The organism is Vibrio sp. R12-SG2-ISO1 (assembly GCF_059834045.1).
This window is the reverse complement of sequence record NZ_JCBDGO010000015.1, coordinates 1-18,802: the sequence shown is the minus strand read 5'-3', so window position 1 is coordinate 18,802 and position 18,802 is coordinate 1. Positions and strand designations below refer to the sequence as shown.

Here is an 18,802-nt window from a genome sequence, read left to right as displayed (position 1 = left end):
TTCGCTGGTTAAAAAGGGATACGAAGGGATATTGATGGCTGTAGAACTTAGCGGGTTGCGTGATGAGATTGACGCAGTCGATAAACAGATATTGGCTTTACTGGCACAGCGCCTCGCATTGGTAGAGAAAGTGGGAGAGGTAAAAAGCCAGCACGGCTTGCCCATTTATGCGCCTGACCGTGAAGCGGCGATGTTGGCTTCCCGCCGAGCCGAAGCGGAAAAGATCGGGGTTCCCCCTCAGTTGATTGAGGACATCTTGCGACGCACTATGCGTGAGTCCTACGCCAGTGAAAAAGACTCCGGCTTTAAGTGTTTGAACCCAGAGCTGCGTTCGGTGGTAATCGTTGGTGGTCACGGTCAGCTTGGTCGTCTGTTTGGCCGCATGTTTGCCTTGTCGGGCTATCAAGTCAAAGTGCTTGGCAGTCAAGATTGGCCGAATGCGGACGAGATACTCCACAACGCGGGTATGGTGGTCGTGACAGTGCCGATTCATCTCACTCAAGGGGTGATTGATAAACTGGGTAATCTACCCCACGACTGTATTTTGTGCGATCTCACCTCGATTAAGTCTAAGCCGCTGCAAGCGATGATGGCCATTCACTCTGGCCCTGTCGTCGGTTTGCACCCGATGTTTGGTCCTGATGTGCCGAGTTTAGCCAAGCAGGTCATTGTCTATTGTGATGGTCGTGGTGAAGAGCAGTATCAGTGGCTGCTCAAGCAATTTTCGATTTGGGGCGCGAGTTTGTGCCAAATTGATGCCAAAGAGCACGATCAAGGCATGACCCTGATCCAAGCTTTGCGCCACTTTACTTCGTTTGCCTATGGCCTACACCTTAGCCGTGAAAATCCGAATTTGGACAAGCTACTGACGCTGAGCTCGCCGATTTACCGATTGGAGTTGGCTATGGTTGGGCGATTGTTTGCGCAAGATCCCAACCTCTATGGCGACATCATCCTCTCTTCGCAAGAGAATATTGAGATGATCAAGCGCTTCCATCGCAGTTTCGGTGAGGCATTAGAAATTTTGGAAGATAAGGACAAACAAGCGTTTGTTGACAGTTTTAACAAAGTGAGCGAGTGGTTTGGTGACTATTCTCAGCAGTTTATGAATGAGAGTCAAAATCTACTTAAGCAAGCGAACGATGCGATTCATCGTGGCTGAGCTGCACTCTTGTTATAAAACTTGTTATAAAAAAAGCTGCCTAGGCAGCTTTTTTTGATCGCGTTGCATTTATCTACACATCGACCACCCATGTACTTATTGCACGCTGGTGTGCTCTGGCTCCGAGTCGTCCGCTTTTACGGTATTGACCGAGTCATCAACGTACGGGCTTTGCGTCAAGCTCACTTGCAGTCTGACGGTATTATCAATCAACTGTACCAGCGGAGCCCACTTCACTTTGTTCTCTTTTTCAAACAAGTAGTGGAAGTTGTCCGGGGTCCAATCCATGGTGTATTGCGGGTTTAGCGCTCGACCTAAAAAGCGGATCTCGTAGTGCAAATGAGGCCCCGTTGAGTTGCCAGAATTGCCACAAGTGGCGATCTGCTCGCCTTTGCTGACAAACTGACCGCTGCGTACGTTAAACTTGGCAAGGTGTGCGTAGGAGCTCATAAAGCCAAACGAGTGACGTAATGTGAGGAAGTTACCAAACCCTTTGTTGCTCGGTCGCACGGTTTCTACCACACCATCGGCCGGTGAATAGATAGGCTGACCAGGTTTGCAGGTGAGATCTATCCCAGTGTGTGTATGGCGCTGCCCTGTAATGGGGTTTGTGCGCCTCCCGTAAGATGAGGAGACACGCAGGTACTCCATCGGTGAGTCATTGGGGATCAGGCGAAACATCGTCGCGCGCACCGCAGAGTCTATTGCTGCAGCATCAATACGGCTTTCCAGTGGTACTTCTTCCAGTGGTGTTTCTTGATTGTCATCAACCAGACCGAGCACCGCTTCCACATCGTACACGCGTCGACCCAATACGCTAATCTGAGTCTTCTTCGCTTCAAGCTCTTGCACCAACTGGTGGGTTTCGTCTTGCTGTTGGCTGTAAAGTTGCTCAAGCTGACGCTTTTCTTCACTCACTGCTGCCAGTGCTTGCGTCAGCGCCGCTTGCTCGCTTTGGCTTGTTTGCCAGTAGGCGTAGACACCACTGCCTGCGGCCATAACGCCCGCAACCGCTAAGGCCAATGTGGTCGCGACAGCACGACGAGATAGGTAAAAACGCGAAATACCAGCCGGCGCTGGTATCGAAATAGTAATTTTGTTCGACATATGGGTTCTATTAGGCTTCTTCACCTAAATCGGATAAATGTTCAATATCCCTATGGAGAAGATCGTCATCCCCAACATTGAGTTCGACCAGGCGTTTTAGGTGTCCGATGCTATCAATATCAATATGATCGATCGCAAGACGGATGATATTGTTATTGAGTCCAACCACCTTGGCGACAAGTTGAATCTCGACATCACTCCCTGGAAGTGAAAATTGTACATTGACGTCCTCTTCGCGGCTCAGCGTCGAGGCAGCATCACATGCGAGTAATACACCGTGCAAAGAAAGATCACGAATTGATGCGTCAATACGATGCGATCCTTGAACTAACACGGCAGGGGCTTGATAAACCACCCGTGAAAATCGGCGACGTTCTTTCATCTGTTGCTTCTCCCATGACTATGTGTTGAGTCTAGCAGACAAGCGATAAAGACAAACCCTCGACCCTTCTCATTGTTGACCGACTCAACAGAATATTTTGCCCATCAGGCCCAATGCTCTGAGATGGCGAGAACCATCAGTGAGTCGCTATCGTCCTCAATATGAAAGGCCGCTAATCTTAGCGGCCTTTGGGTAAAGATCAAGCGGTAATCGATTACTTGGCGATGCGCTTGTATTTGATACGGTGTGGTTCGGCTGCTTCAGGCCCCACGGTCTTTTTCAGCCATTCCATGTATTCCGTGTAGTTGCCTTCGTAGAAGTTCACTTGGCCTTCATCACGGTAATCAATGATGTGCGTAGCGATACGGTCAAGGAACCAACGGTCGTGCGAGATCACCATGGCACAGCCAGGGAATTCAAGCAGCGCTTCTTCCAATGCTCGTAGGGTTTCCACGTCGAGGTCGTTGGTTGGCTCATCGAGAAGCAACACGTTGCCGCCCGCTTTAAGCAGTTTCGCTAAGTGGACACGGTTGCGCTCACCACCCGACAACTCGCCAATCACTTTCTGCTGATCGCTGCCTTTAAAGTTAAAGCGAGAGCAGTACGCGCGAGCAGGGATTTCGAAGTTGTTAATCTTGATGATATCCGCGCCTTCCGAAATCTCTTGGTAGACGGTTTTCGAATCGTCCATCGAGTCACGGAACTGATCGACGGATGCCAACTTGACGGTTTCACCCATTTCGATAGTGCCTGAATCCGGTTGCTCTGCACCACTCAGCATCTTAAACAGCGTTGATTTACCCGCACCGTTGGCACCGATGATGCCGACAATCGCCCCTTTTGGCATGCTGAACGACAGGTCATCAATCAATACGCGGCCGTCGAACGACTTGCTCAGGTTAGAGACTTCAATCACCTTGTCGCCAAGACGCTCACCTGGCGGAATAAACAGCTCGTTGGTTTCGTTACGCTTTTGACGATCGCCGCTTTGCAGCTCTTCAAAGCGAGCCATACGCGCCTTAGACTTCGATTGACGACCTTTCGGGTTTTGACGAACCCACTCCAGCTCTTTTTCAATGGTCTTTTGACGTGCTTTCTCTTGTGACGCTTCTTGTTGCAGACGCGCGTCTTTTTGCTCTAGCCATGAGGTGTAGTTACCTTGCCATGGAATACCTTCACCACGGTCTAATTCAAGGATCCAACCTGCGGCGTTGTCGAGGAAGTAACGGTCGTGGGTAATAGCCACAACGGTGCCAGTGTAATCAACAAGGAAACGCTCTAGCCACGCGACAGATTCCGCATCCAAGTGGTTGGTCGGTTCGTCGAGCAGCAGCATATCTGGTTTAGAAAGAAGTAGGCGACAAATCGCCACACGGCGGCGCTCACCACCCGATAGATGGGCAATTTTTTGATCCCACTCAGGTAGGCGCAGTGCATCCGCGGCGCGCTCTAGCGCGTTTTCGAGGTTGTGGCCTTCTTTGGCTTGAATCAGCGCTTCTAGCTCACCTTGCTCTTTTGCGAGGGCATCGAAATCCGCATCGGGTTCTGCGTAAGCCGCATAGACTTCGTCCAGACGCTTCATTGCGCCAGCGACATCAGATACCGCCTCTTCGACGATTTCACGTACCGTTTTCGATTCATCGAGCACAGGTTCCTGCGGCAGGTAGCCAACATTCAGGCCCGGTTGTGGACGCGCTTCACCATCGATGTCGGTATCAATACCCGCCATGATGCGCAGTAGAGTCGATTTACCTGCACCATTGAGGCCCAAAACACCAATTTTTGCGCCTGGGAAAAAGCTCAGAGAGATGTCTTTAAGAATTTGTCGCTTTGGTGGCACCACTTTGCTCACGCGCGACATGGTATATACGTATTCAGCCATTGCCGATCGTTCCTAACTATTCAATCTACGTAACTGGTCATTTTATACCAAGCGAACGCGTTTTGTTACTCCCGAGAGGGAGGAAATCGGCTCAACGTCAGTCAAGTCTTGCCACGCAATGTCACTATTGTGTGAATTTATTATTATTTACATCTGAGCTCTTTACAGCAGGGGGGAGGATCGAGTTAATTAGAGAGAGGTTTTCCCTTCAAGGATGAGGCTTTATGACGCTGAGCGATTCCCGTTTGTTGTCCTACTTTTCTCGAACCGCGGTCTGGTTTTGTGCGGTTGTGGGCAGCGCCACTTATGCTACTTCAGCGGTAGCCGACCTCGCCACTCAGCGAGCGTTGTACGATCAAGCACAAGATTTGCTCGATGAGAAAAAGGTTGATGATTATCAGGCTCTAAGGCCAAGCATCGCCGACTATCCCTTAACGCCCTATGTCGATTATCGCGCTTTCTTAGTCAATATTGGAGAGCGCTCCCCCATAGACGTGAATCAGTTTATTGAGCGCTATAAAACGCTGCCTTTTTCTGGGCGTATTAGCGCGCCGTATTTGGACGCCTTAGCCAAAGATAACCAGTGGCAGCGCTTTCTTGAATTTCAGACAGCGCTGCCGCGAGGTGAGAGTTATCAGTGTCACTATTACTGGGCTCATTACCAAACAGGCAACAAAGCGTTAGCATGGCAAGGCGCGAAAACGCTATGGCGATCCGGTTCCAGTATTGCGGATGCGTGTGACCCGCTTTTTGCCGCTTGGGATGCACATGGCCAACGCAGTGATCGTGATGTGCTCGATCGGGTATTACTCGTGTTTGACTCTGGAAACGGCAGCTTACTCAACTACTTGGTTAAGCAGCTTGAGAGTGAGCAAGCCAAAATAGCAGGACAACGAGCACAGTCGCTGTTTCGCGAACCCGCAACCTTGGCAAAGGCGGCAGCGCAGTTTCCTGATGAACCGTTTTATCATCAGTTAGTCAGCAGCGGTATGAAAAAGCTCGCGCGTCGTGACGTTGTTAAAGCGCAGCAAGAGTACAGTGACGTGATGGCGGCAGTGTCGCTACCCACCGAATCTCAGCAGAGCTTGGCCGATTTTATTGCTTTTCGTTTGATGAATCGTGACGAGTCGGATCTGATCGCGTGGCGTGACGATGTGATAGCGCACAGTGCTAACCTCTCTTTACTCGAGCGGCGCATCCGTTTGGCGATAGGTGAAAATGACTGGCCTGCGGTCAGTCGTTGGCTTGATGCGCTCCCTGTGAGTTATCAAGAGACCCTCCGCTGGCAATATTGGCGCGCGAGAGCGGAAATGGCCGCCGGTCAAATTAGCCAAGCGAATCAGCGTTTAGAGGCTATTGTTGGTCAGCGCAACTTCTACAGCGTGGCGGCCGCGCAAGCGCTTCAGCGTTCGATTGTCTATCCCACCTCCACCATTACATTGGCGCCCGAGCTGGTTGAGCCGTTCGAGACGACTTTGGTGCGTATCGAGGAGTTGATTGATCGCGATAAAATTACCGCGGCCAAAAGTGAGTGGCGATGGCTGCTTGGGCGGGTCAATAAATCGCAGCGAGAGATGCTGGCCGCTTATGCGTCGTTCAAAGGTTGGCACCATTTGACCGTCACCGCCAGTATTCAGGCTAAAATGTGGGACAACCTAGAAATTCGTTTCCCGATTGCGCATCGCTGGTGGTTCAATTTTTATGGCGATAAACACAACATTGATCCTATCACCCTAATGTCACTGGCCCGCCAGGAGAGTGCGATGGATGTCGAGGCCCGTTCGCCGGTCGGTGCACGCGGTATTATGCAGATCATGCCTTCTACGGCCAAATACACGGCGAGAAAGTATCAGTTAACTTATCAAGGCAGTGCGGAACTGTACGAAGTGGGCAAAAACATCGAAATCGGTAGCCACTACCTGAAAGGGCTGCTTGACGATTACGACCATAACCGCATTCTGGCATTCGCGGCGTATAATGCGGGGCCGAATCGGGTCAAAACGTGGCGTGAGCGCAGTGACGGTAAGCTGGACGTGTTCGCTTTTATTGAAGCGATCCCCTTTAAGGAAACGCGCGGCTATGTACAGAATATTTTGATGTTTGAAACTTACTATCGTGAAGTGCTGGGTGAGGACGGACACTTTTTGAGCCAAAAAGAGCTGCAAGCGAAGTACTGAGACCGTGACGCTTGAATCCAAAGGTAAAGCTTGGGAATATTGACGCTATCAATGGTCGTACTGAAGTAAACGCAATGGAACCAGAGTACAAAGAGTGGCAACAGATCCTAGACCTTGTCGCCAAAAGCAGTGAGTCTCATCAGCATGAGATGCTAATGACGATGCTGCTGACGCCCGATGAAAGGGAAGCATTGGTCGCGCGGGTCAATATTTTCCGTGAGTTACTGAAAGGGGAGTTGTCACAGCGTCAAATCAGTCAGATGCTGGGGGTAGGGGTAGCTACCATCACGCGCGGCTCGAATGAACTCAAGTCCAAATCCGCGCAAGATAAAGCCGCGTTGGCGGCTCTGCTCGAGCGAGGTGAGAGCGATTAAGATTCCACCCCACCCACTGGGAAGTGGTCTGGATTCATAAATGGGATGAGCGCCAAAACAAGCGCTTGATGGTACACAGAGCTGCGCGTCAACAAATCGTGGGTTAGTAGGCTGATAGCGCCGCCTCTTTGCTTAATGTTTTCAGTGCCAAAGACCTCGTCCATCACATCGCCAAGTTCATTGGCGTCTTTGAGCTTGTCAAGGACCACCGGTGGCAACATCAAGCTCGCTGAACGCGATTCACCGCGTTGTTGTTGAGACTCAATCACCATCCATGCAAAGGTCACTTGTCCTTCAATACCGGCTTCTAGCCCGACATAGAAATCCGCATTTGCTACTGCCTGCTTGGCGTTGGTCACACGTTGGCGAGCACCTTGGTACGTCTCTTGATTGCTCATCGGTTGGTCAGCGACGCCGCTTGGCACGCTAACGCCAGAGAATTCAAACGATTGGTTTGGAAACGAGGCAAGAAACGCACTTTTTACCGCGTTGATCTTCGCCGGGTTAAGCGAAGCGACAATAACCTTCTTCACGGACATCAATAACCTCTTCTGGTGCTAAGTGGATTAGGCTGAGCTGCGCTAAGGTCAAAGGCGGAGACAAGTAATAGCCTTGCATGTAGTCACATTCATAACTGGCTAGCCACTCATGATCCTCTTGTGTCTCAATGCCCTCAGCGGTGACTATCATAGATTGTGAGTGGCAAAGATCAACCAAGGGTTTGATCACTTTACGGTTATCGGTTTTGACTAGCGTGGCTAAGAACTCTTTATCAAGCTTGATCTTTTGTACTGGGTACTCGACCAGTTGAACGATGGAGGTATAGCCAGAGCCAAAGTCATCAATGGCGAGCTTAAAGCCCATAATCGACAACTCATGAAGCAGTAGATAGCTCTGGGAGTCTGAGGCAAAGGTCTCGGTAATTTCAAAATCGATCAGGCTAGGAATCACGTGATACTTGTCGCTCATTGTCTGAATAAACTGGGCGAGTTGTAACGAGTCGAGTTCTGCTGACGACAGGTTGATAGAGACTTGCACCGGGCCGTCGAAGCTACGCTGAATATCGGCAAAATCTTTGAAGGCTTCTTCAATCACCCAACGATCAATACTGCCAAATAGGCCGGTTTGCTCAGAGATTGGAATAAACTCACTGGGTTCGACCCGCCCCAACTTAGGCGATTCCCAGCGCAGCAGCGCTTCGACCCCGCGAATTTCACTGCCATCGCGATTGTAATAGGGCTGATAGAGCAAAGTGAACTCTTTGTCGTACTCACCACTGCGCAGCGCGCGCTCAATTTTCTCTTTGCGTCGTACCACGTCATCGAGCGCTTTCGAGTAAGGCGCCACTTGGTTTTTGCCGGCTCGTTTGGCTTGATACATGGCCGTGTCGGCATTGGAGAGTAACTTGGCCAAGTCTTTGCCATCATCGGGGTAGGAGGCGATACCAATACTGGCTGTGATCGGAAAAGAGCCCAAAGGGGAGTGAGTGTGGCTTTGAATCGGTTGCAAAATCGCGTTGGCGATGTAGGTCGCGTAATCGCCTCGTCTGCCAGCGGCAATAAATATGGCAAACTCATCACCAGAAAGACGAGAGGCGAGGGACTTGACGCCAAAATTGTTTTCCAGTTGGTCGCACAGTGTTTTCAGGTGCTGGGCGAAATTGACCAGTAGCGTATCGCCGATGTGATGGCCGTACTTGTCATTGACGTACTTGAAGTTATCGAGGTCGATGTAAAGAATCCATGCATGAGTGACGGCCAGAGTATTGGAAAGGCTGCGTTCAACGCACATCTGAAATTGGTAGCGGTTGGCCAACTGAGTTAAATGATCGTTTTCTGCCATCGCCTTGGTTTTTTGATAGCTCGAATCGAGCTCACGATACATGTCATAAAAACGCATCGACAAGCGACCAATTTCGTTGTCACTGCCCAGCCTGTCGATGTTGTGTCGCTTGTGTTGCTCCACCTCTTGCAATTGGTGATCAAGGCGGGTGATGGGACGAATGACATGTCGATAAAGTAAAAACAGTAAGATCAGCACGGTAACCAAAGAGGACGCACCAAACGAGAGTAGTAGCTTATGTTCGATTTTGGCCAATTTTTCGGTCAGTAGATAGTGCGCTGGGTCAAGCACGGCGAACAAGTCATGTTTAAGCTCGACCGACTGGGTTAAACCAGACTTAAAAATGGGCTTAGGGGCATAGAAAATGCTGCTGTCGTTATCAAATTCGATGATGTGTTTGAGCTGATCATATTTGTCGAGTGTCAAAGCCACCACGACAAAAAACACTCGGTCCTTGTTATAACTGAGCGGCACATTGAGGGTGCTTTGGTCGAGCACATCATAACGAATCAGAATGCTTTGGCCTTGGAAGTTTTTTGCAAATCCTAGATGGCGCGTTTGGCCGCTATTGTGGTAGATCTGCTTAACATAGTCGCGCACGTTGTCATCGAGCGTTGCGAACGGGTCGGATTGGTTGTCCGAATAGAACTCCACGTTTTGTTCGCTATCGAGAATCGCGACGGCAATCGAATCATCGTCGCTGGTTTGCAGCTGCTTGACGGATAGCTGCAAATTGCTGATCAGATTCATTTCTCGATAGGGGTTTTCGGGCTGGGTCAGGTAGTAGCGGATGATGTCGCTTTTGGTCAATGAAAGTGAGTAGCTGTTGAGTAATGCAACGGATTGACGAAAGTGACCGGCGAGCTTTTCCATCGTGAGTTGCAGATAACTGTTCTCACGTTTAATTAACGCATCTTTTTGGTTGATGTAGATGCTATAGCTAGATACCGCCGCGCTCATCAGCACCACGGGGGCAACCAGTAGTAGGACTCTAGTGCTGAGCTTCATGACGTTTGAGAATACTATTAATAATTTTTGCCCTTAGGCTTATGTTGGCCGCGGTGAGTTCGCTGTCGATCAGCGCCCCGTCGACCCTGCTTGATTCTGGAAATAATGATGCATCATTTATGTACCATTCTGGCAACAGTTTCAATGCACTTAAGTTGGGCGTTGCAGCTTTAATATCTGTTGCATTTATTGCAGCAATATTGGGATCCATCACGAAATTCACAAAGGCTTTGGCGGCGTCTTTGTTGGTGCTGCTTTTCGGAATCGCCAGACAGTCGACCCAAATGAACAACTGTCCTTCAGGGATCACAAAGCCCCATTTCCCTTCACCGTAGAATCGATTGAGAGAATATTGATCTCCGCTATAGGCTAGCGCCATGTCCAGTGCGTTGGCATCCGCTTGGCTACGGATATAGCTGAGGATGTACTCAAAGGTCAGTACCCGGTCACTAAATTCAATTAACTGTGGGTATGCCTTTTGTAATGTGTCCGGATTATCTTCGATCGGAGAGAGACCAAGCGCATAAAACAGCGGAAGAAAGCTTTCGATGCTGTCGTTGATCATGCCGATCTTACCCTCGTGCTCTTGGGGCGGGTAGACGAAGTCATGCCATGTTGCGGGAGGATGCTTCACCGCCGAGTGCCGAAATGCAATGCCCACCGTCCCCCAAAAGTAAGGAACGGCATGGGGGCCGCAGACTTGATTCCATTTCGCCGCATTATGTTGACGGTTGGGGAGGTCAGTTAGGTCCTCAAACATGTTGAGGCGACCGTAGATTTGCGCAGAGACGTTATCAAGCACGACAACATCAAACGGCAACTGGTCACTGCGGAGCATCAATAAACTGCGTTTGTCGTCATTGTCAAAATGGTCAAGGCGCAGAAGGGTAGAGCTTTGTTGCTGCCATTGGTCAATCACGTTCGGGGACAAGGTGTCCTCCCACATGTAGAGATTGAGTGGATTGGCGTACGTAATGGCGCTACAAAAGAGCGGAGCAATGAATGAATAAAGAGCGAGCCTCATAACTGACTTTATTGAGTTGATGAATGAAAGCCAGCGCGTGCTGACACCTTGCTATGCAACTTAATGTACTCATAGTATGAGCATTTGCATTAGGTGTCAGCTTTAATCGTCAATTTATTGATTAGGCTGTGAGCAACGTTACAGCAATTTCACCTGTGTAGGTTTGACATTTTCACTTGGGTAGCAGCCCAACACTTTAAGATGTTTGGTAATCCGAGTGAGTTCGTTCAGAGCTTGCTGCATTTCTTGAGAGTCCAGATGCGCCTCGAGATCGACGTAGAACATCTCCTCCCAAGGGTTGCCCATGATAGGTCTTGATTCCAATTTGTTCATGTTGATGCCGTAACGTTGCAGCACTAGTAGGGTTTCCACCAAGGATCCCGCTTGCTGAGATGTGGACATGATCAAAGTGGTTTTTGCCGGAATTTGCGCCGACACTTCGACAGGCTTACGCGCAACGACGATAAAGCGAGTGTGGTTTTCGGTTTGATTGGCAATGTTGCCTTGAATCGCTTGAAGGCCATACAGCTTACCACTCGATGCATTCCCGATGGCAGCGACGTCGCGTCGGTTCATTTCTTGAACTTTTTGCATCGCATCGGCCGTGCTCGCGCAAGACTCTAGCTTAACGCCTTTCAAACGGCTCAAAAACTCGCTGCATTGCTGGTGGGGCTGTGGGTGAGAGTACAAGGTTTTGAGCTCTTCTAAGCGGATGTCCTGCGTGGCTACCAAGCAGTGCTCAATCGGTAGTGTCAGCTCACCGACAATATAGAGAGTGGTGTGCTGCAGTAAGTCATACACCTCATTGATAGAGCCCGAACTGGTGTTTTCAATCGGAAGTACGCCATAGTCTGCATGACCGGATTCCACAGTGTTCGCCACCTCTTTAAAGTGATCGCAGTTTAATTCAATTAACTCGGTGTTTTTACGGCTGAAGTATTCTCGGCTCGCGAGGTGAGAATAGGAGCCCTTGGCACCAAGAAAAGCAACCCGAGCCAACGGTTTGCGGCTCAGTTCTGGGTTAGCGAGGTTTTGTAGATAAGATTGCTGGAGGAGTACAGAGTCTTCAATGATGGTGTGAAACAGTTTGGTGATGTATTGCGCATCGAGCTGATACTTTTCTTTGCCATTATTGATGAGCTTAACTAGCAACTGCTGCTCACGTACGGCGTCACGTACTGGTTTGGATGTTTGAACTTTACTCTTCGCAACCTCAATGCTCATCTCACGGCGTTCAGAAAGGAGTTTCAGCAGTTGGTCGTCGAGTTCGTTTAAGCGTAAACGAATGTCATCAAGTGAGTATTTTTGTTCAGTCATCCTAGTATTCCTTATAAAAAAAGCCTCCCGATGGGAGGCTTTCTGTTCGTTTTTGACTTGTTTTTAAAAACGAGCGAGCCTCCAGTCTAGTGGAGAAAAAACAAGTCAAAAAAGAACAGTGGTGAACGGTGCATAAAAGTCGATTCCAAATGAATGTTCAACCACAATAAGCAACGGAGTATGGAGCGTCAAGCAAAAAAATAGCGCCCGCCGGGCGCTATTCTCAAATCTTCTCAGTCTGCTGATTACTCTTCGACTTCTTCCAGTTGTGGCTTGTCCGTACGACGTGCCTCAGGTTTGTGGCGGAGTTTATTAAGCTGACGTTCTAATTTCTGTTCTACCTCGTTAACGGCAGCGTACAAATCTTCATGGGTAGCAGAAGCGATAAGTTGGCCTTTAGGAACCGTGATGATAGCCTCGAATTTTTTCTGTTTATTCGGTTCTTCACTAAAGGTGGCTTGGCAACCGATAATGTCTACTTGCCATTTTTCTAGCTTCTGGAACTTGCTCTCAATGTGATTGCGGATTGCAGAGGTGATGTCGATGTTTTTACCAGTGATGTTTACTTTCATAGATGCTTTCCTCTGTGTCATCCCTCATGGGTTAACTCCAGGTTACTCACCGCAGGTATAAATAAAGTGATCTAGATCACTATTGTGTAGGCTGTTTTTTGGATTAAATTCAAACGTGATCTAACTCAAAGAGTCGATTCATCACCGCTCAAAAAAGCTTGTTTAACCATAAAAACTCATTAGATTAGAAGAGGTAACACGCTAAAAATCATCCGCTTTTTAGGGGCGGTTTACGGTCTAAATAAATCATTGGTTGCATTTTAATCGCATCAAGAGTGTGACACTGCGCTCCCTTTCTCTTCCTCTCTCGATTTTCCTAATACACCTCTGACGACAGCCAGCGTACCCATCATCGTATTTTCTTCTCATTCACTTTGCTTGTTCTCAATATGTAAATTAAAGAAAAACTGTGATTTGAAGAAACAAAAACGCCGCGCAAGTGGCGCGGCGAGTAGAGAAGCGAACGGATGGCTTAAGAATCCGGATTGAGTTCGATTAACGCTTCAGTCCGCTTCACGGCATCCTCTAAGCCGAGTTGTTGATAGGCTTCAAGCTGAATCTGCAATGATTTGCGAGCGGCTTCGGTATCAGGATAAGTGCGCTGCAACTCTTGAGTACGGTTGATGGCGGCAATCCATGCTTCGCGGCGAAGGTAGAAATCCGCGGTCGCTAAATCGTAGTTGGCGAGGCGATTTTTGAGCGCGTACATGCGTTTTTGAGAGTCTGCTGCGTATGGGCTATTTGGGTAACGCTCAAGAAGACGCTTAAAGTCTGCGAATGCTTTTTTCACCGGCTCAGGATCTCGGTCACTACGATCGATATTGAGCAGATCATGCATAAAGTTGCGATCTTGCGCCATGTGAGAGAGTCCGCGCATATAGAGGACCCAGTCCAATTTCTCATGGGTTGGGTTCAAACGCGTAAAGCGCTCTATGGTCGCCAAACCGAGCGCCAAGTCATCGTTTTTGTAGTAAGCGTAAATAAGGTCTAGCTGAACCTGCTCTGAGTAAGCGCCGAATGGGTAACGTGAATCTAGAGCTTCAAGTTGCTCAATAGCGGTGAGCCAGTTGCCGCTTTGCAAAGAAAGTTGCGCTTCAGAATACAGTTCTGATGGTGGCACATCAGGAACGATCTCCTCGCTGCTCGAGCAGCCAACCAATATGGATAATGCCAATAAGCCAGATAATGTATGCTGTTTCATGTCAGGATTCGATTCCTTGAATTAAATATTTACTACGCCGCCGTTACTTTCTAAGCGGTAACGGATACAATGGCGCTTATTTTTTCATAGTAGAGACTATTAGTCTCACAGTTTTTAAAAAAGTTCGATATGGCTCAGCAGATTGAATTAACCAATACAGTAAAAGATAGCCAGTTAGGTCAACGCCTCGATCAGGCGATTGCCGAATTGTTTGCCGATTTTTCGCGCTCACGTCTAAAAGAGTGGTTGCTCGAAGGCAAAGTGAGTGTGGACGGCCAAGTGGTCACCAAGCCGCGCACCAAAGTGATGGGCGGTGAAGAGATCACCTTACAAGCAGAACTCGAAGACGAAGAACGTTGGGAAGCGCAAGATATTCCTCTGGATATCGTTTATGAAGATGACGACATTATCGTGATCAACAAACCGCGTGACTTTGTGGTTCACCCAGGTGCCGGTACGCCAGATGGCACTGTGCTCAACGCGTTACTGCATCACTATCCAGCGATTGCGGAAGTGCCTCGTGCCGGGATCGTTCACCGCTTGGACAAAGACACCACGGGCCTTATGGTGGTGGCGAAAACGGTCCCAGCGCAAACGCGCCTGGTTCGTGCTCTGCAAAAGCGCAACATTACTCGTGAGTATGAAGCGATCGCGATTGGTCGTATGACCGCGGGCGGTAAGGTTGAGCAGCCGATTGGCCGACACTCAACCAAACGCACACTGATGGCGGTGAGTCCAATGGGTAAACCTGCGGTGACGCATTACCGCGTGGCCGAGCATTTTCGCGAACACACGCGTATTCGCTTGCGTTTGGAGACCGGACGTACACACCAAATTCGTGTGCATATGTCGTACTTGCAGCACCCGCTATTGGGTGACACCGCTTATGGTGGCCGCGCTCGCATTCCTTCTGGCGCAACCCAAGAGCTGACGGAGAAAATCCGTGGTTTTGATCGCCAAGCATTGCATGCGGTCATGTTGCGTTTTGCGCATCCGATCACCGGTGAAGAGCTCGAGTTTCATGCGCCTGTGCCTGATGACATGGTTGAGATGACCCTAGCGCTGCGCCTGGATGCTCAAACCCACGGTCTGGAAGAAGAGATTTAAATGTCTATGATCATCCCCAACTGGCCAGCGCCAGCGAACGTAAAAGCGTTTGCCTCAACTCGAGAGGGGGGCGTCTCTATGCCTCCTTATCAAGGGTTGAATGTGGGGATGCATGTCGGAGACGATCCTGAGTTGGTGGCGCAAAACCGCCAATGGTTGATGGCGCATTCAGGCATGCCCTCGGCGCCGGTTTGGCTCAATCAGACCCACTCTAGCCATGTTGTGACGCTCGACTCGGCGACCGATACGGTTTTGGATGCCGATGGGGCGTTGACTCGACAAATCGGCATCGTATGCAGTGCGATGACCGCCGATTGTTTGCCGGTGCTGCTGACCAATCGTGAGGGTACAGAGGTTGCTGCGGTGCATGCCGGGTGGCGAGGTTTACTTGATGGGATTGTCGAGAATGCGGTGCGCTTGATGAGTGGCGAGTTGATGGCCTGGATTGGTCCTGCGATCAGCGTTGAGGCGTTTGAAGTAGGTCAAGAGGTCCGTGATCAATTTGTCGCTCATGATTCACAAGCCCAAACGGCGTTTTTACCTGGCCGCCAACCTGGCAAGTACATGGCGGATATGAATCGCCTTGTTGAGCAGCGCCTTCAATCGGTCGGTGTGACGGCGATCTATCAAAGCGGGCTGTGTACCTATCGTGATGCTAACCGTTTTTACTCCTACCGACGCGATGGCGTGACAGGTCGACAAGCCAGTTTTATTTGGCTTGAATCATAATCCCACCTGTTTATTAGGGAAACTCCTCCCTGCTACCTTGAAATTGCCCTTGCGCGTATCCATCTTTCTTTATGATGAAATTCGTTCACCTCATTTGAGTTAGGAAGGTAGGTATGCGTCTTGACAGATTTACGAGCAAATTCCAAATCGCGATATCTGACGCCCAATCGTTGGCGCTCGGCCGCGACCATCAATACATAGAACCCGTTCACCTAATGGTAGCGCTGATGGATCAGGACGGTAGCCCGATTCGTCCTTTGCTCACCATGCTCAACGTGGACGTGATGCATCTACGCTCAAAATTGAGTGAAATTCTTGACCGCTTGCCCAAAGTCAGTGGCATTGGCGGTGATGTTCAATTGTCGAGCGCAATGGGCACGCTGTTTAACCTGTGTGACAAAGTGGCGCAAAAGCGCAAAGATGCGTACATCTCATCAGAAATTTTCTTGCTGGCGGCGATCGAAGACCGCGGCCCACTTGGCAGTTTGCTTAAAGAGCAAGGTCTTACTCAAGATAAAATCGCTGCAGCGATAGATAAGATTCGCGGTGGACAAACCGTCAACGACCCCAATGCCGAAGAGTTGCGCCAAGCGTTAGAGAAATTCACGATTGATCTCACCGAGCGTGCCGAGCAAGGCAAGCTTGACCCGGTCATCGGCCGTGATGATGAGATACGTCGCACCATTCAAGTCTTGCAGCGCCGTACAAAAAACAACCCGGTGATCATTGGTGAACCGGGTGTGGGTAAAACCGCCATCGTCGAAGGGTTGGCACAACGTATCATCAATAACGAAGTGCCAGAGGGATTGCGTGGGCGCCGAGTACTCTCCTTGGATATGGGCGCACTGGTTGCAGGGGCCAAATACCGTGGTGAGTTCGAAGAGCGTTTGAAATCCGTCCTTAATGAATTGTCTAAAGAAGAGGGGAACATCATCCTCTTTATTGATGAGATTCATACCATGGTGGGTGCGGGTAAAGGCGAAGGTTCAATGGATGCCGGTAACATGCTTAAACCCGCGTTGGCTCGAGGCGAGTTGCATTGTGTCGGGGCAACCACCTTAGATGAGTACCGCCAATACATCGAAAAAGATCCTGCGCTTGAACGACGCTTTCAAAAAGTGCTGGTGGATGAGCCGTCAGTGGAAGATACCGTGGCTATCTTACGCGGTCTCAAAGAGCGCTATGAGTTGCATCACCATGTGGAAATTACTGACCCTGCTATTGTGGCGGCGGCGAGTCTCTCGCATCGATACGTATCGGATCGCCAATTGCCTGACAAAGCGATCGACTTAATTGATGAAGCCGCATCCAGTATTCGCATGCAGATTGACTCCAAACCCGAGTCGCTCGATAAGTTGGAGCGTAAAATCATTCAACTTAAAATTGAGCAACAAGCGCTGACCAACGAACACGATGAAGCCAGTGAGAAGCGATTGCAGATCCTCAATGAAGAGTTGAGTGAAAAAGAGCGAGAGTTTGCTGAGCTGGAAGAGGTGTGGAACGCAGAAAAAGCGGCCTTATCGGGTACTCAACACATTAAAGGGGAACTAGAGCAAGCGAGAATGGATATGGAGTTTGCACGCCGTGCGGGTGATTTAAACCGCATGTCTGAGTTGCAATATGGCCGAATCCCAGAGTTAGAGAAGCAGCTTGATTTGGCAACCCAAGCCGAAATGCAGGAGATGACTCTGCTACGCAATAAGGTCACCGACAATGAAATTGCCGAAGTGCTGTCAAAACAGACAGGCATTCCTGTGTCGAAGATGCTTGAAGCAGAGAAAGAAAAACTGCTGCGAATGGAAGACGTCTTGCATAAGCGTGTGATTGGCCAGACTGAAGCTGTTGAAGTGGTATCGAATGCGATTCGCCGCAGTCGCGCGGGCTTATCCGATCCGAACAAACCGATTGGTTCGTTTCTATTCTTGGGGCCAACCGGTGTTGGTAAAACCGAGCTGTGCAAAACCCTAGCGAACTTTATGTTCGATAGTGAAGACGCCATGGTTCGTATCGATATGTCCGAGTTCATGGAGAAACACTCTGTGGCTCGTCTTGTTGGTGCGCCTCCGGGTTATGTGGGCTATGAAGAGGGCGGCTACCTAACAGAAGCGGTGCGTCGTAAACCTTATTCAGTCATCTTATTGGATGAAGTGGAGAAGGCTCACCCTGATGTGTTTAACATCCTGCTTCAAGTATTGGATGATGGACGATTAACGGATGGACAAGGTCGTACGGTCGATTTTCGTAATACCGTTGTCATCATGACATCTAACCTTGGCTCTGCTCGCATCCAAGAAAGTTTTGGTCAGGTCGATTATGAGGGCATGAAGCAGCAAGTGATGGAGGTGGTCAGCAAACATTTCCGCCCCGAGTTTTTAAACCGTGTGGACGAAAGTGTGGTGTTCCACCCATTAGGAGCAGACCATATCAAGTCGATTGCTTCAATTCAGTTGGCGAGACTGTCTGCTCGCATGGAAGAGAAAGGCTTTATGCTTGAGGTGTCTGACAAAGCGCTCGATCTCATTGCTCAAGTTGGGTTTGACCCTGTCTATGGTGCAAGACCATTGAAACGGGCGATACAACAGAGCGTTGAAAACCCACTAGCGAAATCTATCCTCGCGGGTGAGGTGATGCCAGATAAACCCGTGAAGCTGGTGGTGAGTCACGATCAAATTATTGCTCACCAATAATTCTCCTCTAACAGAAGGGCCGAAACGGCCCTTTTTGCTGCTATTTAAATCGCATCGGTCAAAGCTTGAGCGAACGACGCAAATATTCCGATTTTTTGCTAAATGCCTCTTGCCTCGATGCGATTCCTGCCTATAATGCGCCTCCGTTGGCACGGAAAAGCACACGATGCAATCGAGCCAATAGGTCGAAGAAACGCAATAAAAATTAGTTTCTGAAATTAAGCGAAAAGT

At 49.5% G+C, this 18,802-nt stretch carries 15 protein-coding genes and 1 other annotated feature; of the genes, 6 read left to right on the top strand and 9 right to left on the bottom strand.

Annotated elements, in window-relative coordinates:
• Positions 1-34: 34 nt before the first annotated feature.
• Positions 35-1,162, top strand: coding sequence for a bifunctional chorismate mutase/prephenate dehydrogenase (gene tyrA / locus AC6R10_RS10585; RefSeq protein WP_500672216.1), 1,128 nt, complete (start codon positions 35-37; stop codon positions 1,160-1,162).
• Positions 1,163-1,258: 96 nt separating this feature from the next.
• Here the strand turns inward: tyrA and AC6R10_RS10580 are convergent, their stop codons facing one another.
• The 3 genes from AC6R10_RS10580 to ettA form a co-directional block, all read right to left on the bottom strand.
• Positions 1,259-2,269, bottom strand: coding sequence for a M23 family metallopeptidase (locus tag AC6R10_RS10580; protein WP_500672215.1), 1,011 nt, complete (start codon positions 2,267-2,269; stop codon positions 1,259-1,261).
• Between the two features lie 10 nt (positions 2,270-2,279).
• A complete protein-coding gene (locus AC6R10_RS10575) occupies positions 2,280-2,651 on the bottom strand; it encodes a PilZ domain-containing protein (protein WP_500672214.1) in 372 nt (123 codons plus the stop codon).
• Positions 2,652-2,865: 214 nt separating this feature from the next.
• On the bottom strand, positions 2,866-4,533 hold the full coding sequence (gene ettA / locus AC6R10_RS10570; RefSeq protein WP_500672213.1) for an energy-dependent translational throttle protein EttA: 1,668 nt from the start codon (positions 4,531-4,533) through the stop codon (positions 2,866-2,868).
• Positions 4,534-4,757: 224 nt separating this feature from the next.
• Between ettA and sltY the strand changes: the two genes are divergently transcribed.
• Positions 4,758-6,710, top strand: a complete 1,953-nt coding sequence (gene sltY / locus AC6R10_RS10565) for a murein transglycosylase (protein ID WP_500672212.1) — start codon at positions 4,758-4,760, stop codon at positions 6,708-6,710.
• A gap of 74 nt (positions 6,711-6,784) precedes the next feature.
• Complete coding sequence (trpR, locus tag AC6R10_RS10560; protein WP_500672211.1) at positions 6,785-7,084, top strand: trp operon repressor; 300 nt, start codon at positions 6,785-6,787, stop codon at positions 7,082-7,084.
• Here the strand turns inward: trpR and yjjX are convergent.
• From yjjX to AC6R10_RS10530, 6 genes are all read right to left on the bottom strand, one after another.
• Positions 7,081-7,617, bottom strand: coding sequence for an inosine/xanthosine triphosphatase (gene yjjX, locus AC6R10_RS10555; protein WP_500672323.1), 537 nt, complete (start codon positions 7,615-7,617; stop codon positions 7,081-7,083). The two genes, trpR and yjjX, sit on opposite strands and share 4 nt — an antisense overlap.
• Complete coding sequence (locus AC6R10_RS10550; protein WP_500672210.1) at positions 7,589-9,934, bottom strand: putative bifunctional diguanylate cyclase/phosphodiesterase; 2,346 nt, start codon at positions 9,932-9,934, stop codon at positions 7,589-7,591. Before AC6R10_RS10550 ends, yjjX begins: the two co-directional genes overlap by 29 nt.
• Positions 9,918-10,958 (bottom strand): polyamine ABC transporter substrate-binding protein, encoded by a 1,041-nt coding sequence (locus AC6R10_RS10545; protein WP_500672209.1) that lies wholly within the window; start codon positions 10,956-10,958, stop codon positions 9,918-9,920. The genes AC6R10_RS10550 and AC6R10_RS10545 overlap by 17 nt, the downstream gene beginning before the upstream one ends.
• Positions 10,959-11,096: 138 nt before the next feature.
• The gene (pheA, locus tag AC6R10_RS10540) at positions 11,097-12,275 is read right to left on the bottom strand and encodes a prephenate dehydratase (protein ID WP_500672208.1); all 1,179 of its coding nucleotides are present in this window, start codon (positions 12,273-12,275) and stop codon (positions 11,097-11,099) included.
• Positions 12,276-12,288: 13 nt separating this feature from the next.
• Positions 12,289-12,406: a sequence feature (Phe leader region), on the bottom strand.
• Between the two features lie 114 nt (positions 12,407-12,520).
• Positions 12,521-12,847, bottom strand: a complete 327-nt coding sequence (gene hpf, locus AC6R10_RS10535; RefSeq protein WP_487901925.1) for a ribosome hibernation-promoting factor, HPF/YfiA family — start codon at positions 12,845-12,847, stop codon at positions 12,521-12,523.
• A gap of 472 nt (positions 12,848-13,319) precedes the next feature.
• Positions 13,320-14,048, bottom strand: coding sequence for an outer membrane protein assembly factor BamD (locus tag AC6R10_RS10530; RefSeq protein ID WP_334554096.1), 729 nt, complete (start codon positions 14,046-14,048; stop codon positions 13,320-13,322).
• A gap of 129 nt (positions 14,049-14,177) precedes the next feature.
• On the opposite strand from AC6R10_RS10530, the gene rluD reads away from it, so the two are divergent.
• The 3 genes from rluD (at position 14,178) to clpB (ending at position 18,571) form a co-directional block, all read left to right on the top strand.
• Positions 14,178-15,155, top strand: coding sequence for a 23S rRNA pseudouridine(1911/1915/1917) synthase RluD (gene rluD, locus AC6R10_RS10525; RefSeq protein ID WP_500672207.1), 978 nt, complete (start codon positions 14,178-14,180; stop codon positions 15,153-15,155).
• A 6-nt stretch (positions 15,156-15,161) separates the two neighbouring features.
• Complete coding sequence (gene pgeF, locus AC6R10_RS10520) at positions 15,162-15,884, top strand: peptidoglycan editing factor PgeF (protein ID WP_500672322.1); 723 nt, start codon at positions 15,162-15,164, stop codon at positions 15,882-15,884.
• 113 nt (positions 15,885-15,997) lie between these two features.
• Entirely contained in the window at positions 15,998-18,571 is a 2,574-nt protein-coding gene (gene clpB, locus AC6R10_RS10515) for an ATP-dependent chaperone ClpB (RefSeq protein ID WP_500672206.1), read from the top strand.
• The last annotated feature ends 231 nt before the right edge of the window (positions 18,572-18,802 follow it).

Bases quoted from the DNA above. Each gene is read 5' to 3' on its own strand.
- tyrA (WP_500672216.1), top strand. From the start codon at position 35: ATGGCTGTAGAACTTAGCGGGTTGCGTGATGAGATTGACGCAGTCGAT.
- AC6R10_RS10580 (WP_500672215.1), bottom strand. From the start codon at position 2,269: ATGTCGAACAAAATTACTATTTCGATACCAGCGCCGGCTGGTATTTCG.
- AC6R10_RS10575 (WP_500672214.1), bottom strand. From the start codon at position 2,651: ATGAAAGAACGTCGCCGATTTTCACGGGTGGTTTATCAAGCCCCTGCC.
- ettA (WP_500672213.1), bottom strand. From the start codon at position 4,533: ATGGCTGAATACGTATATACCATGTCGCGCGTGAGCAAAGTGGTGCCA.
- sltY (WP_500672212.1), top strand. From the start codon at position 4,758: ATGACGCTGAGCGATTCCCGTTTGTTGTCCTACTTTTCTCGAACCGCG.
- trpR (WP_500672211.1), top strand. From the start codon at position 6,785: ATGGAACCAGAGTACAAAGAGTGGCAACAGATCCTAGACCTTGTCGCC.
- AC6R10_RS10550 (WP_500672210.1), bottom strand. From the start codon at position 9,934: ATGAAGCTCAGCACTAGAGTCCTACTACTGGTTGCCCCCGTGGTGCTG.
- AC6R10_RS10545 (WP_500672209.1), bottom strand. From the start codon at position 10,958: ATGAGGCTCGCTCTTTATTCATTCATTGCTCCGCTCTTTTGTAGCGCC.
- pheA (WP_500672208.1), bottom strand. From the start codon at position 12,275: ATGACTGAACAAAAATACTCACTTGATGACATTCGTTTACGCTTAAAC.
- hpf (WP_487901925.1), bottom strand. From the start codon at position 12,847: ATGAAAGTAAACATCACTGGTAAAAACATCGACATCACCTCTGCAATC.
- AC6R10_RS10530 (WP_334554096.1), bottom strand. From the start codon at position 14,048: ATGAAACAGCATACATTATCTGGCTTATTGGCATTATCCATATTGGTT.
- rluD (WP_500672207.1), top strand. From the start codon at position 14,178: ATGGCTCAGCAGATTGAATTAACCAATACAGTAAAAGATAGCCAGTTA.
- pgeF (WP_500672322.1), top strand. From the start codon at position 15,162: ATGATCATCCCCAACTGGCCAGCGCCAGCGAACGTAAAAGCGTTTGCC.
- clpB (WP_500672206.1), top strand. From the start codon at position 15,998: ATGCGTCTTGACAGATTTACGAGCAAATTCCAAATCGCGATATCTGAC.